The sequence below is a fragment of the Acinetobacter sp. MD2(2019) genome (assembly GCF_035615615.1).
GTDB lineage: Bacteria > Pseudomonadota > Gammaproteobacteria > Pseudomonadales > Moraxellaceae > Acinetobacter.
The window spans coordinates 1-14,025 of the sequence record NZ_VTDU01000034.1; the positions used below are offsets into that span (position 1 = coordinate 1).

Sequence of the window (14,025 nt, forward strand, 5' to 3'; positions counted from 1 at the left end):
AACCCAAAAACCAACACTTCGTGCTAACTAACTGTTTATCAACAAGTTTTATTTCTCATCACCGCCGATGGATGTGCATTCTACAGCATTCCCATCCCAACACAACCCTTTTTTATAATTTAATTATCCAAAAGTTCAAACCTTAATCAGTAAAATTTTAACTTGCTGTTTTTATTATTATTTTTATTTTATCTATTTTACTTCTTTTATTGCTTTTTTTTAACTAAAATCTGTATTAGTTTTTAAATTTAAAGTTTTTAGGCAAAATGAGTCACATAAAACAAAAAATTTATCTCATCATAATGATGCTCAATGCGACCCTTAGCTTTGACGCGCAGGCAATGTCGACACAAAGTTTCTATGAAACAACGCTCTCTATTTTAAGTTATGCAAAATGGAGTGCGAATATCACTACGCCGAATATCTGTATTATTAATAGTCCGACTGCAACCACACAATTTAAATCACTTGTTCAGCAACAACATGCCAATTACACCATCACCGCGATGGATCTAAAATCAGTGAATATTTCTTCTTGCCAAGCCATCTTCTTTTCAAATTTTTCTGCTAAAGAAGAGCAAACTATTCTAAATCGTAATGATGTCCATAGCTCTGTACTGTCTTTTAGTGACAATAATTCTGAGTGTGAAATCGGCAGTGCCTTTTGTTTGTATAAGAAAAATGGATTGACCGCTTTTCAAGTAAATTTGGATAGCTTAAGTCAAGCCAAAGTAAAAATAGATCCACGTGTTCTATTGCTTGCAAAACCGCTGGAGAAAAAATAATGTTTTATATTAATAAAGCATCTTCTTTAAAGCAGTTATTTAAACGCTCTCAGCTGGCTCTTTTTACGCTGACAATCAGCATCTGTGCGCTGATTTTTACAATCGTCTCTATGATCACCTTAAGCGCATACGCAAAACAAAGCTTAAATATTTTTAGCAGCGCACTCAATGAACGGATTCAACCAGCCGTCGTATTTAATGATAAAAGCACACTTAACCAAATTTTAGCGGACTATATTAAAAAATATCCCGTGCGTTCAATTACGGTTGTAAACGCCGATCATCAAATAATGACTTCTTTAACCGAATCTCCTCAAAGTGCATCACAGGTCGAACATTTATTTGACCGTCTTTTTTTTAGTGAGCCGATCCAACTCCCGATTCAACATGAAGAAAAACTGTATGGAAGCACCATTGTTTATGGTAGCTCTATGAATTTAGTAAAATTCTTCCTTACCACTTTAATTGGATTAACTTGCGGTGTTATCCTCATTTTAATTACGTTATTGTTTTCTATTCGTATTAATTATCGGTTTATCCTGAAAGAGATTTCTTTAATTTTAAATGTCGCAGAAACCATTAATTCAAACAAAGCCTATTATTTGCGGCTGCCAAGTTCGAAAATTAAAGAGTTTCAATCGCTGAGCAATATCTTCAATCTTCTGCTAAGTAAAATACAAATTTCAACCACACAACTTGAAGAAGAAAATACTCAGTTATCACACCAAGCCAAGCATGACCAATTAACCCAACTCCCGAATAGGCACTATTTTCATCAGGTACTACGCCAATATTTTAACGCATCATCAAAGGCGAATGCTGCCTTACTTTTTATCGACAACAACAATTTTAAAGACATTAATGATCAATATGGCCACCAAGCTGGGGATGCGGTACTTCAAGAGATGGCTGTTCGCCTCAAAGACACGATTCGCCATAACGATTTTATTGCACGACTTGGTGGTGATGAGTTCGCGATCATCTTAAGTAATATTGATAACCAAGAACAAATTGTTCGTGTTTGCGATCATTTACTTAAAAGTAGCGAAAAACCAATTATTTTTAATCATGAAGAAATTCGCTTTAGTTTTAGTATCGGCATCTCCTTTACGCAACATTCCACATCATCCGAACAATTGATTACTCAAGCAGACAATGCAATGTACATTGCAAAAACACTAAAAGAGGGCTGGTACATCTCCTCACCTTCTGCACACAAGGAATAAACATATGTTAAAAAAAATCATGGCGACTGGCTTAATTTTGCTTTCAAGTTGTCTTTTATCTGCATGTCTGCATTTAGGTAATTTAAGCTATAAGCAAACGCGCATGCTTAAACAAGAAGGCTTTGCACTGACTGAAGAGGGCTGGAGTTTAGCTCTGCCCGAGCGCTTACTTTTTGCGTTCAACGATTTCACCATTCAAGATCAACAAGCGCAAGAATTAATTCGCCTATCGCAACATCTGCATCAATATCATCTGGATAAAATTAAAATTATTGGACACACTGATAATATTGGCGAGCAAAATTACAACCAACAACTTTCTCTTAAACGTGCAAATAGCGTATCTGAGATATTTCTAGCCAATGGATTCAATCCACAGAATGTACAAACTATTGGTAAAGGTTCAAGCCAACCGATTGCCAACAATGACAGCGATGAAAACCGAGCCAAGAATCGCCGCGTAACGATTGTGATTATTCCATAAAACAACAAGCCCTTGATAAGGGCTTTTTTTAGACATAAAAAAACCGCAATTAAGCGGCTTTAATATTGGTCGGAGCAGTAGGATTCGAACCTACGACCCCCTGGTCCCAAACCAGGTGCACTACCAGGCTGTGCTATGCTCCGTTAGTGGGGTGAATGACGGGATTCGAACCCACAATAATTAGTATTCAATCTATATATTTATTAATAACTTAGATTAAATCAATATAATAAATAGGCTTAATATGGGAATTTATGAGTCTCGAATTGATAGACAAATCACTTCGACTCTCTTTTTTTGTTTTATTTTGGACACAAGTTTTCATAACCAAATATAGAAAAATAAGGACTATGAATAATTTGAGGTAATGGAGTAATAAATAAAAAAAGTGCCTTAATATTTAGGCACTTATGAATAAATTATTTTGTTATTTTGAAGTAATCTTCAAGACTGATTTATTACATCACAATATAGTTGTTCAGCTTTGTGATGTAGTCGGGTAAATCCTCTGCAATTAATTTTCCGTAATGTTTGTAGATCATCGATGTATCGCTATGGCCAAGCTGTTCGGCAATCCATTCAGGTGGCACTTGGCCAGACGTTAAAAGTTGACTGGCAAATGTATGTCGACCTTGGTTGATTCCTCTACCTCGTACCTTTGATTTTTTAAGGTGCTTGTTCCAGCGGTACCTTAATTCATGGTATTCAAAATGATTGGAACGTTCGTGATTGATCCACACAAAATGAACTCGTTCAGTGGTTTTTGTTTTGTTGTCACGCTGCAGTACTTCGATTGTTTTTGCTCTGGTATTCCCTGTAATTTGGAATTGTTTTTTTAATGCTTGAATTGCCGGTTCAAGCAATTTTATATGGCGTTTTCTGCGTCTGTTTTTGGTCACGCGATAAATACCACGGACGTAGGATCTACAAATCTGAATAGTGCCTTTTTCTAGGTCGATATCTTCCCATGCAATTGGAATTTGTTCTGACATGGATAGCCCTGTCCAAAACAGGCAAGGCAAAAGATTTTGAATATCTAGATCTGTTTCTGTATTTAGAATCATGGCGATTTCGACTTTGCTAAATGGGTCGAGTTCTGGTGGGTCGAGTTGGTGAATGACAATATTTTCAAATGGGTTATAAGGCATTTGTTTTTCGTCTCTCCAGATTGCATGGATTTGCGCGAACCGCGTAATAATTTCACGGACCGTCTTGTTGTTTAGTACATCTTTTAGCGTTTCAATCCATCTTTTGAGCATATTGGTATTGATGTCTTTTGGATTGGTCTTACCCCATTTCGGCAGTATGTGATTATTTACATGACCACGATAAGAGTCGAATGTGCTTGGAGCAACTTCTTTTACCGTTTGTCTGCCGGTACATTTACGATGTGCTGACATAAAGCATCGAATAACGCCATAAATTGCGCATGGTTTTGTACGACACGTGAGCTACGCACGTTATATTTTTCGTCATGCAAAAGTTCATCGTATTTTTCAAAACCTGTACGATACGATTCAAGCACCGCATGTTCTTTGGTTAAGCAATTTAGAATAAATTGGCTGACGTTTTCGGGTTGATACTTTTCGAGTCTGCGTGATGCGTACAGACTGTTTTTGGTGAGTTGCTCTTTGCTGAATTTGATTTGGACAATACGTTCCATAATTGGAACTGTTGATGCAACTTCAGCATTTTGGCTAATGACAATCGTTCCCATAAATGGCGGTTCATAGGTTTCATTGCCGCCATTTTTTACACCTTGCGCCCCGAGTGAACCACCATCGAACAAGGTTTTGAGTGAGTCCCAATCGAATTGTTTAATCACGCCTTTGTCGTTTTCACGTTCTGATTCAATTAAAACCACTGGCAAGTTAGAAACTTGACGAAAAGTACGGATTAGACCTGACTTTGTGGATTTAACAGGGTCGATGCCTTCATAGCCGACACGGCCAAACAGTTTCCATAAAAATAAAAGTAAGGTTGATTTACCTGTTCCTGGTGCACCGACTGCTTCAAAAAATGGAAATGATTTGTGTGTTTTACGGATTTGCTGTGCGTAAAGACTGCCAAAAAATGCCGTTAGGGCAATAAGTCCGCGAACTTGATAGGCCCCGATAAAGTCGTTGATCCAGCCAGCGTCATATTCATTTAATTTGGAATTGATATTTAATGAAAATGGCGTTTTACACTTTAGGTTGGTGTTACGTGGCAGTTCAAAATAATCTTCTTTGTTAATGACAAATTGTTTGCCATTTTGATAAGCGATGTCGCTTAATACATAGGTTTTATGCGCTGCGTGATAGCCCACATAATTAATGAGTTCAACCCGTTTAATGTCTGTGAGTTCACGTTCTAAAAAGGCATCTAACTGATTACTGTTACCTTTATAGAATTTACCCGGTGCAATGTGTAATAGGCGTTTTTTAAACTCGGATGCCGATGACAAATGCGATGCACTAAAAGTATTTTTAATGGTTTTTGCACCGCGAGGGAAGTCGATTTGAAAGTAGTAATCGGCTTCGTCAATTTCTGCCATGTACTGGTAATACAAGCCTTTGGGCTTACAGTCCATAATCAGTTTGGCATCTGCTGCTGCTAAAATTGCTGCATCACGACGTTCTGCTACTGCTTGATCCTTTTCTTCTTGCGCCCAATCTTGATTATCGTCTTCAAATTCGATGCCTTTCATGTAGTCATCGTACTTATCCATGTCGAGCTTGAACCAATAGACTTGTTTGTTGAAGTCGAAAGGGAATGATTTAGTGCCTTTATGCTTGTAGATAAGTATGCCTTTATCCACAGCTTTTTCGGCAACTAAGAGATTTCCGTAATATTTATACGTTTCTAGGTCGGTCAGTGTTAAACGATCTTGTTTGTAAAGGTCGTTCCAGTCGGTTTTTTTCCGGCCGCCTGGTGGTAATGCGACTTCACATTCAAAGCCATCGTTTTGAGCCAATGCGATATTTTTTAAAATGCCGTCGTGACCGGCTTGGTCGTTGTCGAACGCCCATACAAGTTTAGGCAGTGGGATTGCTGCTGCAGCACATTTTTCACGAATGTGATCGAGATAAATGGATGGATAATTATTACAACTTAAAGCTGAAAAGCTTGTGATGCCTGATAACCACAGCGCAATGGTGTCGAAAATACCTTCGGTGATCCAAATTTCTTTAGATTCAATGTAATTGGTATTTGGTGTGAGCCATGCATGGTGTTTTGATTCCCATCCAAATTTAAAGGTGGTTTTTTGCAGTACTCCGTGATCGTCCAAAATGCGTTGCCACCAGCCGTGGTTGCCTGATTCGTCTGTAATTGGAAAACGTAAAGTGACTGAACCAATATTGTGGTCTTGGCTTTTGTAATATTCTTGCGAATAAGAAAGTGATTTAAGCTGATCTAGTGGAAAACCACGACCTTCTTGTAAATAGGCTTCGACGGTTTTATTTGGGTTTTCTTGGGTTGGTTGAAAGCGTTTTTCCCACTTTTCGAAAAGCTCTGGGAATAAGTCACGGACATGGTTTTCTTTACCACATGCGTTTTTACGTGGGCAGAATACCACCCATGGGTCTTCTGGATAGACCCATGCGGAGGCTTCTTTGTGGTTACAGTCTGGGCAACGACCGCGGAGTTTATTGCCATTTTTTACTTTAAAGTGATAGATATCTTGAAGTTTTTCTATCACTAAAGTTTTGGTTTCTGGAAACATCATTTTCAATAAACTGCCTTAAAAAAAATGGCGACTACGGTTCAATTCATCGCCTACAAGTTTCGCTAACATCTCGCGAATTCTGGCTCTTGCTAAAAACTGAATTGTCTCTTCAATTGTGCCGTGGCCCATTAACTTTTGAACTTCTTGTATTAGTTCTTTCTCTTGATCTGAGAGTGCGACTTCGTTGTTTTGCATATCTCAGTTCCTTGAAAGGTGCTCACCTGCGCCTTTATTCAGTACTTCGTTTAGGTTAAATTCTTCCTCAATATCTTGAGAGATAAGAATCGCTAGAGCTTGTTTAACTACGAGTTGGCGAAATATTGTGGCTCTTTTTACACCAGTTAATTTTGATACTAGTTCGAATAAATCAGATTCATCATCATTGAGATTGATGTTGTAGCGATTGTTACGGACTTGTTTTCTGTAATTTGCGCTCATTATTGCTGCTCCTGTGCTTTTCCAGCGCTGTAACGTTCACCGATAATGCTAGACCGGCTGCGATTGGTTTTTTGGGCGATCAGATCAAGCTCATCGATGTCAGTTTGGGGCAAATAAACCATTACACGGACGCGTGGTTCAGCTAGTTTTGGAGCCCGAGTTTGATACTGAGGTGATATTTGTTTGCTCATAAGGTACTCTAAGATCATAACGATGTTCTATGAGTCACTATAGCATATTATTTTATGCTTTCAATCCAAATAGGGAATATTTTTATGCTTTCTGATGCACCAAATTTGAATGTTGAAATTGCGCAACGTTTTAAAACTGAACTTGAGCAAAAAAAATTACGTGCAAAAACGCTGTCGCGTGAGATTGGAGCCAGTGAAAATACACTGGGTGCGTATGTGAGAACGGAACATGTTCCTGACCAATGGGTGTATTTGGCCAAGTTACAGCAGCAAGGAATTGATATTCGTTATGTGTTGCTGGGTATTGACCCCGATTTTAGTGGGCTAACCAGTGAAGAAAGTATGCTGCTGAAAGCATACCGCCAGTTAAGCCCAGAGGGGCAAGAAGCACTGCTGGGTTTGGGTAAGGCTTATGCGAAGGATGTGGAGAAATAAGCATGTTTTTCATATAAAAAACCTACATATAGATGTAGGTTTTTTAACAGATTTAACGGTAATCATTTTTGTTATAAATATAATGAAGTTCGTTGGCACATAAATAAAAACAAAAAATTGCTGGTGCTGTGATTACAGCAAAGCAACCAATTAAGAAAATATACTTATGTAGATAAATCCACTGCTGAAAGTCTGGGAACCCATTTGCGAATATTGGCAAGACCAGCGCAAGGAAATTGTACAAAATGTAAGAAACAAATAGTCCAACACATGCGACAACCCATGCTTTCATTTTACCGCTTTCGATGAAATTGATTAACCAAACAAAAAAATCCATTATTTTTTCCATATTTACCCTTTGTATTATTAAAAATATGATTATTAATCGTTTTGGATAAAATTCAAGCTAAAATGATGATTACTACGTCATACACTGTCGTTAAACTTAAAAAGCCCCTTTCAAGTGAAAGGGGCTTTTTTTAGTCTATTAGAATTTGTAAAGATTCTAGTTTCTGCTCTAAATCGAGCAATTTATAGATTAGATCATTTTTTTGATAAACCACATCACAATTATCCCCACCCAATTCGAGTGATGCTCTCCACAAACGAATTGAGCTGATTGCCATATCTAAGTTTAGTTCTGCATTGTCTTGATTATTCATAGGTTTTTCGCTAACAATTTGATTTAATTTAAATTGCCAGACCTTCACCTCTGTTTTATTCCAAATTGGACTGGTTACTGTGTTTTCCCCAATGAATTTAGGATAAATAAGATCATTTAGCGATAACTTTAGGATTTCTATATCTATTTTACGATTTATTTGCTCATTTTTTGCCAGTTCACTTAATAGGTCATTAATTTGATCTGGGCAAATAGACAAACAACCTAGAGTTGTGTCGTGATTGAAAGTAATTTGTGCCTTCACCAAGTGGTCGACCATGTTAAAAAACTGTTGGCACAGCAACTGACTTTTGGGGTTTGTTGCCTGCACACGCTCGGCAATAGGCACATAGGGGACGATATTGTCATTCATGACTTAGTACCCCACAAAAAACAATGTAGAGAAGGTTATGCCCATTAAGCAGATAAAACTGCTGGCTTCGATGAAGTTTTTAAGAAGTTTTTGACGCTTAAAGCGACTTTGACGCGCGTTGTAGGCGTGAAGGTCGTAGATTGGGGTGTGTTCGATGACTTGAATTGATTTTTTCATGATGTTTTCACTTTGGGTAAGTTTATTGTAAACCTACCGCCATCACTTTCCTAGAATGATGGTGGCAGACCGACAAGGCTAGGAAAACCGTACCCAAAGAAACGGCCAGCGCGAAGCTGCCCTGCCGATCTACCATAGCGAGTATAGCTGATCTAGCAGTTTAGGCAAAAAAAAAGCCGCTATTGAGCGGATGTTTTCTGCTCTTTGGGATGTTTAACAAGTTTCCTAGGCTTGTACACCGATTTTGCGGTGTAAATATATATTGCCGATAGTGTGCCGTTATGTCAATATAGTGATTCACTATTTTTTTAAGATGCTGCTTTTTATGAATAAATTAATTATAAATAAAAATTTTTATATATTAATTCTTTCATGTTTTCTTCTTAGCCCTACTCTTGCTTCTGCAAAATATTGCAAAGACTTCAAGACTCATCAAGAAGCTCAGGCTTATTTTAATGCTAAGAAACCGAACTATAAACGGCTAGACCGTGACCACGATGGTAGCGCATGTGATTGTTTACCGGGTGGTAGTGGTAAGAAGTGCCCTAAAAGTAAGAAATAGGTAAAATCATGGATTCAATAATTACTATTATTACTTCAATACTTGGAATTGGAGCTATATCTGGAGCTCTTATAAGCCTCATAAAATATGTTTTCTTATCGCAGTATCGCTTGGAACTTAATAGAAAAAAACACAGCGACGATGCAGCCATTTTATTAGAATATTATAAAGAAATTTATAAAAGTAATCGGAAAACACCTAAGTCAAAATTTGAACTTCAAAAAGCGACTAATGCTGCATTTGGGACAACTAGGTTTAACTATGAATTAATATTTATGTTGTTTGACAGAGATGAGCGTGATGTTGAGAGAGTTGTTAAAGAACTACAAAAAAGATGGATTTTAATAAAAATAGATTCTGCAAATAAAAAAATCACCTCACTTCTGACTGCTCGCCAAGTGAATATTTTGACTATTATTTTTATGATAGTTTATTTCATTATGTCTACCATAGTAATAGGCATAGTTGCAGGATATTATTGGATTCCTTTAAAAAGTTTTAATGAAAATTATATAGTACTGTTCTCATATTTTGTAATTTTTATATGTGGATATGCTTTCATAGTTCTTGGAAGTATGCAGTCTCTTGAACGTTTAATTGATAGAACTGAGTCTAGTGAACCGACTCAACTATCATTTTTCTAAATTTATATAGAAATTAAAATGATTGAGATTTTTTTAATTTGTTTAATCGCATGGATTATTTATGCGTGGAAAACTGGAAAGTTCAGTAAAGAATACCAAGAAAAAAATAATGCCGAGTTAAAGCAAGCTTGGAATAAACTCAAACACGATTTTAAAAAGCCTTTTAATACAGCAAATAATAATGCTGGATCACCCATTAATGATGGTGATACACCACCAGTTTTAGCCCCAAAAGCAAAACCACTCTCACTTAAAGAGCGCCAAAAACAAGCGGATGAATTGGCTAAAAAACTTGGCACGCGTTCTGAAGTGATTGATGAAGAAAAAAGAAAGTTACAAGCACAAAGAGATTATGAATACACATTAAAGCTATTAGGTAAGTCTGGTACATCACGCTATACCGATGACGATACCACCTACCGTAGTTTGCCTAAATTTTCGAATTACCGCTATGTTTTAGAGTACCGAGATGCAAGTGGTAGTGTGACTATCCGAGGGATTGATATTATCAGTGTTCATAAGGGTTACCAAAATACTCGGTGGTATTTTGAAGCGGATACTGAAGATGGTGAAAGGACTTTTAAGTCGCAACGTGTCATTCGCTTAAAGGATCAATGGACTAATACTATTTATGCTACGGCTGAGCAAGTTCGGGAGCATCTTTTAGCAAACTATGATATTCAGAATTTTCGTTCCGAGGATTGGGATGATTAGTTACTGTGATGGTAGTTATAGATAACATTTGTTAATAAGTTAGTTTTTTTCAATTCTGAAGGTTTAGCGTAATATGAGTTCTAAGAAAATAGATTTAGAAATTAGAAAAATATTAGATGAAATTCTTAATATTTTAAATAAAACGAATAATGACTATAAAGATAAAATCCAAGATATTACCTTTGAAAAACAAATATTTAATGATCTTGTTAGTAATTTAGAAAAAATATTTTCGGATGCAAATATTGTTTCCAGAAGATATGAATTTATGACGAATGATGATAGTTTAGTTACATCTGAAATTGAATACAAATTTAAAGATTTACTTGAAATTGTAAAACAGTTTAGAATTAACATCGGAAATATTATTAAAGATGCAAAAAATCAAAAAAAAGATACCATAACTATAGTAAATAAAATATTAGATAATCAACATTTCTTGACAGAAAAATTTATAGATATAAAAGAAATTATCGACCAATCCATTAAAAACAGTAATATATCTGAATTCGACAATTTTATTAACTTGACTACCCCTCATGTTTCTACAGATATTACAATAGAAAACTTTGATAAAAATATTAAAAATAAATATAATTTTCTTTCATTAGAACTCGATTCTATAAAAGAAAATAGTGACACTCTTACAATTAATACAGAAAAGAGTTTACAGAAGCTTCAAGAATTAAATAAAAAAATCCAAAAAATAGAAACTGAATATTTAGAAGTTATAAAAATTGCAACAAATAAAATTTATGAGGAACTAGACGAAACTAAAAATAAAATTCTTATGAAGAATTACGAGCTATATGATGAGGCAAAAGTATTAACTGATGAATTCAAACTCACTCATCAAGATTTTATTACACTTGTAGAAAATGCTGGTATTTATAATTTAACCGAAAACTATTCTAAAAAATCTAATGAGGAAAAGATACAGTATCAGGACTATAGAAAGTACACTGCTTGGGCGATTATTGCAGCGATTATTACTACAATTATTGTTTTAAGTATTCCTGTAATCGAATTTTGGGGTAACCCGCAACCTGTAAATGCTGGATACTTAACTATTCTATCACGACTATCTATTTCTGTGATGTTCTTCGTTTTAGCATTATACCTTTCAAAACAAGCGTCAAAACATTATGAATGTTACCAAGAGAATAACAGAACTTTTTTACAACTTGCTGCTTTAGAACCATTCATTAGCCGAATGAGTGATGAGGATAAGTTAAAAATTCGCAAAAAGCTTGTTCCTATTTACTTCCACCAGGATAAAGATGGGAAATTCACATCCCAAAGTGATGAGGTGGATTTACCATCTAATTTTATGAGTGTAATGAGTAAGTTGATTGATAAGATTGGTTCAAAAAATAGTACGGATGAATCTTCCCGATCCAAGGAAAAAAGTACTTGAATTTAGTTTTTACTGCTGGTTAAGAAAAATTCATATAACTGAAAGTAAGCGAGGAAGTTAATGTTAAACAAGAAAATGAAGGTCAGTTCATGAAAAATGAAAGTCGAATTGAAGTTATCGGTATTGTTGCCGCATTAGGTATGATTTTTTTATTATGGTTATTTTATCCTAACTTTCTCAGTTGGATGGACCACTCATCGGTAAGTAAAAGCTCCACCATTGTTCCTCATAATTTTAGTGAAATAGGTAATAAATTCGGTACTTATGGCGATAGTTATGGCTCTTTAAATACATTGTTTAGTGGTTTTGCATTTGCAATATTAATTATTTCTTTATTTATGCAACGGCAAGAACTTAAAGAGCAAAGAAAAGAACTTGAGGCACAGCGTCATGAAATAGCCGAAAGTAATGCAATTGCTGAATCTCAAAGGAAAATAACTGAGCAGCAAGCGGAGCTAATTAAGCAGCAAATATTTGATTCAAATGTTCAATCATTTTATCAATTATTTTTTAAGTATTTAGAAGAGAAAGACAGGAAGCTCCAGGACTTAGCAATATCAACTGTAAAAATTTCAGGTAATAATTTACTTGCATATTTCATCTACTACTTTGAACAAAGTATTAGAGAGTATTATTATGATAGCAATCAAATTTTGCAGGCTGAACTCAAGGATCTAAGCCAGGATGTATTACATGGAATAGATCATGCTCATACTTGCACCGAAAATGTATTAAAAATGGGAGAATATTTTCAGTATATTTATTTCATTCTTTATTTTATAGATACGCATAAACACCTTAATATTACTGAAAATGCAGTTCAAACATTAATGGCATATCAAAGTATCCATGAAACATATTGTATGGCTTTATTTGCTACTCAAGACGACGATCTGGCCGCCTACATTTATCAGTTTGGATTGTTATCCAAAACTGAATTTTATATAGATAATGAGATATTAAATACTCTTCTTAATCGCATTTTTAAGCCCGAGGCTTTTTCAGTATTTTCCAATAATAGTTAAGCGTTTAACTATAAAATTCAAACAGTGTTTTCAACTTCATTTGCTCTACATAAATCACCATAAGCAAGAAAAATAGGGCTGTACCACGTTGCTTTAGCCAAATGGTACAAGCCAAGCAGATCCACATGCTGAATTGAATTAAAAGGATTAGAAGCATCATATATCCTCCCCTCTTTTATAGCCTTTTAGCCACATTTTGGGCACTTCAGCCCAACTGCGTAATTTATATGATTCTTCAATACCTCTATAAGCATTCATAAAGCGTTCGTGCCACCAGTACCTCATTGATTCACCGCGATGATTCATGCCTGGTGGATTCATATCTGGCGTGAGGTCTTGGTAAAAAAGTTCAAATAATTGATTTGGATTCACACCCTGCTCCTAAATCCCAACTGCATTGATAATCATCAGCAAAATTTGATTTTTCTTTAATGCAATGTGCAAAAAATGAAAAAGAATCTGCAATATGGTCTGAAAATGCTTGTGCAGATTTATTAAGAATCTTCGCTAATTCATCTATATAAATTTTTATTTTGAGCTTTTTTTTCGGCTTAAACGATTTTTTATAGAGCGCAAAAGCTTGATAACACGCTTTACGAAGCTTTCGATCTTTTACTTTTTGGATTTTTTGAGGATTAAAACAAATGGTGTTATGTGAATAATTCCATTCAAGGAGTGGTAGCGCATTTGCACAAATGCTTATTATGCCGAATGTTCGACCTACGGCCCGACCTTTGATTAATATTTTTTGGTTAGAAATATTGGACAGAATGGGTGATAGGTAGTCTAGTTTAATCATAACGAATTGTAGCCCCTTTTAACCACCCGCTGCATACAGCTCCTGTGACTGTTTTGCCTGCACTGTTTTTAGCTGTAAATTTTGTTGCAAAGGTATCGTCTTCACTACACGAAAAAAATGCACGACCATGAGTTTGGATGTTTGTGAATCCATTGGCTTGCAGGGCTTTTGCTGCGTCATTTTTGGATGGTAATACCCCCATTATTAATCGAATCTATAAGTAGAATATCCTAAGCCTTTATTATTGTTTAAAATTAGGTGGTCTACCATCAACTGACATATGTGGTCGTTCATGATTATAGAAGTATTGCCATGCTGTTGTATAGTTCTGAACGTCTTCAATATCTCGAAATAACTGCTGATTTAAACACTCATAACGTACTGT

The 14,025-nt window shown here is 35.6% G+C and carries 21 protein-coding genes and 1 tRNA gene; 9 read left to right on the forward strand and 13 right to left on the reverse strand.

Going from position 1 to position 14,025, the window contains the following annotated elements; translation table 11 throughout:
* The first annotated feature begins 341 nt into the window (after window positions 1-341).
* The 3 genes from I2F62_RS12310 (at window position 342) to I2F62_RS12320 (ending at window position 2,495) form a co-directional block, all read left to right on the forward strand.
* Entirely contained in the window at window positions 342-785 is a 444-nt protein-coding gene (locus I2F62_RS12310; RefSeq protein ID WP_324627291.1) for a YfiR family protein, read from the forward strand.
* Window positions 786-895: 110 nt separating this feature from the next.
* Window positions 896-2,011 carry a diguanylate cyclase domain-containing protein gene (locus tag I2F62_RS12315; RefSeq protein ID WP_324627292.1) on the forward strand — a complete coding sequence of 372 codons (1,116 nt, stop codon included), beginning with the start codon at window positions 896-898 and terminating at the stop codon, window positions 2,009-2,011.
* A 4-nt stretch (window positions 2,012-2,015) separates the two neighbouring features.
* A complete protein-coding gene (locus I2F62_RS12320; protein ID WP_324627293.1) occupies window positions 2,016-2,495 on the forward strand; it encodes an OmpA family protein in 480 nt (159 codons plus the stop codon).
* 66 nt (window positions 2,496-2,561) lie between these two features.
* On the opposite strand, the gene I2F62_RS12325 is transcribed toward I2F62_RS12320, so the two are convergent.
* The 6 genes from I2F62_RS12325 to I2F62_RS12350 form a co-directional block, all read right to left on the reverse strand.
* Window positions 2,562-2,638: transfer RNA gene (locus I2F62_RS12325), tRNA-Pro, on the reverse strand.
* Between the two features lie 315 nt (window positions 2,639-2,953).
* Window positions 2,954-3,895, reverse strand: coding sequence for a site-specific integrase (locus I2F62_RS12330; RefSeq protein WP_324627294.1), 942 nt, complete (start codon window positions 3,893-3,895; stop codon window positions 2,954-2,956).
* Complete coding sequence (locus I2F62_RS12335) at window positions 3,856-6,204, reverse strand: toprim domain-containing protein (protein ID WP_324627295.1); 2,349 nt, start codon at window positions 6,202-6,204, stop codon at window positions 3,856-3,858. The genes I2F62_RS12330 and I2F62_RS12335 overlap by 40 nt, the downstream gene beginning before the upstream one ends.
* A 15-nt stretch (window positions 6,205-6,219) precedes the next feature.
* On the reverse strand, window positions 6,220-6,399 hold the full coding sequence (locus I2F62_RS12340) for a hypothetical protein (RefSeq protein ID WP_324627296.1): 180 nt from the start codon (window positions 6,397-6,399) through the stop codon (window positions 6,220-6,222).
* A gap of 3 nt (window positions 6,400-6,402) precedes the next feature.
* A complete protein-coding gene (locus I2F62_RS12345; RefSeq protein ID WP_324627297.1) occupies window positions 6,403-6,642 on the reverse strand; it encodes a hypothetical protein in 240 nt (79 codons plus the stop codon).
* A complete protein-coding gene (locus I2F62_RS12350; RefSeq protein ID WP_324627298.1) occupies window positions 6,642-6,833 on the reverse strand; it encodes a hypothetical protein in 192 nt (63 codons plus the stop codon). The genes I2F62_RS12345 and I2F62_RS12350 overlap by 1 nt, the downstream gene beginning before the upstream one ends.
* An 84-nt stretch (window positions 6,834-6,917) precedes the next feature.
* Here I2F62_RS12350 and I2F62_RS12355 point away from each other — a divergent pair, with 84 nt between their 5' ends.
* Window positions 6,918-7,268: a hypothetical protein gene (locus tag I2F62_RS12355; protein ID WP_324627299.1), complete on the forward strand. Its 351-nt coding sequence runs from the start codon at window positions 6,918-6,920 to the stop codon at window positions 7,266-7,268.
* Window positions 7,269-7,747: 479 nt separating this feature from the next.
* Here I2F62_RS12355 and I2F62_RS12360 read toward each other — a convergent pair whose 3' ends face one another.
* Both I2F62_RS12360 and I2F62_RS12365 read right to left on the reverse strand, forming a co-directional pair.
* Window positions 7,748-8,302, reverse strand: a complete 555-nt coding sequence (locus tag I2F62_RS12360) for a hypothetical protein (RefSeq protein ID WP_324627300.1) — start codon at window positions 8,300-8,302, stop codon at window positions 7,748-7,750.
* Window positions 8,303-8,305: 3 nt separating this feature from the next.
* Window positions 8,306-8,479, reverse strand: coding sequence for a hypothetical protein (locus I2F62_RS12365; RefSeq protein ID WP_324627301.1), 174 nt, complete (start codon window positions 8,477-8,479; stop codon window positions 8,306-8,308).
* Between the two features lie 325 nt (window positions 8,480-8,804).
* Here I2F62_RS12365 and I2F62_RS12370 point away from each other — a divergent pair, with 325 nt between their 5' ends.
* From I2F62_RS12370 to I2F62_RS12390, 5 genes are all read left to right on the forward strand, one after another.
* A complete protein-coding gene (locus I2F62_RS12370) occupies window positions 8,805-9,041 on the forward strand; it encodes an excalibur calcium-binding domain-containing protein (RefSeq protein ID WP_324627302.1) in 237 nt (78 codons plus the stop codon).
* Window positions 9,042-9,049: 8 nt separating this feature from the next.
* On the forward strand, window positions 9,050-9,685 hold the full coding sequence (locus I2F62_RS12375; RefSeq protein ID WP_324627303.1) for a hypothetical protein: 636 nt from the start codon (window positions 9,050-9,052) through the stop codon (window positions 9,683-9,685).
* 18 nt (window positions 9,686-9,703) lie between these two features.
* Window positions 9,704-10,399 carry a hypothetical protein gene (locus I2F62_RS12380; protein ID WP_324627304.1) on the forward strand — a complete coding sequence of 232 codons (696 nt, stop codon included), beginning with the start codon at window positions 9,704-9,706 and terminating at the stop codon, window positions 10,397-10,399.
* Window positions 10,400-10,472: 73 nt separating this feature from the next.
* Window positions 10,473-11,816, forward strand: a complete 1,344-nt coding sequence (locus tag I2F62_RS12385) for a hypothetical protein (protein WP_324627305.1) — start codon at window positions 10,473-10,475, stop codon at window positions 11,814-11,816.
* 89 nt (window positions 11,817-11,905) lie between these two features.
* The gene (locus I2F62_RS12390) at window positions 11,906-12,841 is read left to right on the forward strand and encodes a hypothetical protein (RefSeq protein ID WP_324627306.1); all 936 of its coding nucleotides are present in this window, start codon (window positions 11,906-11,908) and stop codon (window positions 12,839-12,841) included.
* 4 nt (window positions 12,842-12,845) lie between these two features.
* Here the strand turns inward: I2F62_RS12390 and I2F62_RS12395 are convergent, their stop codons facing one another.
* The 5 genes from I2F62_RS12395 to I2F62_RS12415 form a co-directional block, all read right to left on the reverse strand.
* Window positions 12,846-13,001, reverse strand: a complete 156-nt coding sequence (locus tag I2F62_RS12395) for a hypothetical protein (RefSeq protein WP_324627307.1) — start codon at window positions 12,999-13,001, stop codon at window positions 12,846-12,848.
* Complete coding sequence (locus I2F62_RS12400) at window positions 12,998-13,213, reverse strand: hypothetical protein (protein WP_324627308.1); 216 nt, start codon at window positions 13,211-13,213, stop codon at window positions 12,998-13,000. The genes I2F62_RS12395 and I2F62_RS12400 overlap by 4 nt, the downstream gene beginning before the upstream one ends.
* Window positions 13,191-13,640, reverse strand: a complete 450-nt coding sequence (locus I2F62_RS12405; protein ID WP_324627309.1) for a hypothetical protein — start codon at window positions 13,638-13,640, stop codon at window positions 13,191-13,193. Before I2F62_RS12405 ends, I2F62_RS12400 begins: the two co-directional genes overlap by 23 nt.
* Window positions 13,633-13,842, reverse strand: a complete 210-nt coding sequence (locus I2F62_RS12410; protein ID WP_324627310.1) for a hypothetical protein — start codon at window positions 13,840-13,842, stop codon at window positions 13,633-13,635. Before I2F62_RS12410 ends, I2F62_RS12405 begins: the two co-directional genes overlap by 8 nt.
* Before the next feature lie 39 nt (window positions 13,843-13,881).
* Window positions 13,882-14,025: integrase core domain-containing protein (locus I2F62_RS12415; protein ID WP_324625736.1), on the reverse strand; the 144-nt coding region annotated here is incomplete at its 5' end.

Excerpts from the sequence above, each read along its gene's own strand:
- I2F62_RS12410 (WP_324627310.1), bottom strand. The coding sequence starts at position 13,842 with ATGGGGGTATTACCATCCAAAAATGACGCAGCAAAAGCCCTGCAAGCC.
- I2F62_RS12345 (WP_324627297.1), bottom strand. The coding sequence starts at position 6,642 with ATGAGCGCAAATTACAGAAAACAAGTCCGTAACAATCGCTACAACATC.
- I2F62_RS12360 (WP_324627300.1), bottom strand. The coding sequence starts at position 8,302 with ATGAATGACAATATCGTCCCCTATGTGCCTATTGCCGAGCGTGTGCAG.
- I2F62_RS12390 (WP_324627306.1), top strand. The coding sequence starts at position 11,906 with ATGAAAAATGAAAGTCGAATTGAAGTTATCGGTATTGTTGCCGCATTA.
- I2F62_RS12320 (WP_324627293.1), top strand. The coding sequence starts at position 2,016 with ATGTTAAAAAAAATCATGGCGACTGGCTTAATTTTGCTTTCAAGTTGT.
- I2F62_RS12340 (WP_324627296.1), bottom strand. The coding sequence starts at position 6,399 with ATGCAAAACAACGAAGTCGCACTCTCAGATCAAGAGAAAGAACTAATA.
- I2F62_RS12335 (WP_324627295.1), bottom strand. The coding sequence starts at position 6,204 with ATGATGTTTCCAGAAACCAAAACTTTAGTGATAGAAAAACTTCAAGAT.
- I2F62_RS12385 (WP_324627305.1), top strand. The coding sequence starts at position 10,473 with ATGAGTTCTAAGAAAATAGATTTAGAAATTAGAAAAATATTAGATGAA.
- I2F62_RS12355 (WP_324627299.1), top strand. The coding sequence starts at position 6,918 with ATGCTTTCTGATGCACCAAATTTGAATGTTGAAATTGCGCAACGTTTT.
- I2F62_RS12380 (WP_324627304.1), top strand. The coding sequence starts at position 9,704 with ATGATTGAGATTTTTTTAATTTGTTTAATCGCATGGATTATTTATGCG.
- I2F62_RS12350 (WP_324627298.1), bottom strand. The coding sequence starts at position 6,833 with ATGAGCAAACAAATATCACCTCAGTATCAAACTCGGGCTCCAAAACTA.
- I2F62_RS12310 (WP_324627291.1), top strand. The coding sequence starts at position 342 with ATGTCGACACAAAGTTTCTATGAAACAACGCTCTCTATTTTAAGTTAT.
- I2F62_RS12330 (WP_324627294.1), bottom strand. The coding sequence starts at position 3,895 with ATGTCAGCACATCGTAAATGTACCGGCAGACAAACGGTAAAAGAAGTT.
- I2F62_RS12405 (WP_324627309.1), bottom strand. The coding sequence starts at position 13,640 with ATGATTAAACTAGACTACCTATCACCCATTCTGTCCAATATTTCTAAC.
- I2F62_RS12375 (WP_324627303.1), top strand. The coding sequence starts at position 9,050 with ATGGATTCAATAATTACTATTATTACTTCAATACTTGGAATTGGAGCT.
- I2F62_RS12370 (WP_324627302.1), top strand. The coding sequence starts at position 8,805 with ATGAATAAATTAATTATAAATAAAAATTTTTATATATTAATTCTTTCA.
- I2F62_RS12315 (WP_324627292.1), top strand. The coding sequence starts at position 896 with ATGATCACCTTAAGCGCATACGCAAAACAAAGCTTAAATATTTTTAGC.
- I2F62_RS12395 (WP_324627307.1), bottom strand. The coding sequence starts at position 13,001 with ATGATGCTTCTAATCCTTTTAATTCAATTCAGCATGTGGATCTGCTTG.
- I2F62_RS12365 (WP_324627301.1), bottom strand. The coding sequence starts at position 8,479 with ATGAAAAAATCAATTCAAGTCATCGAACACACCCCAATCTACGACCTT.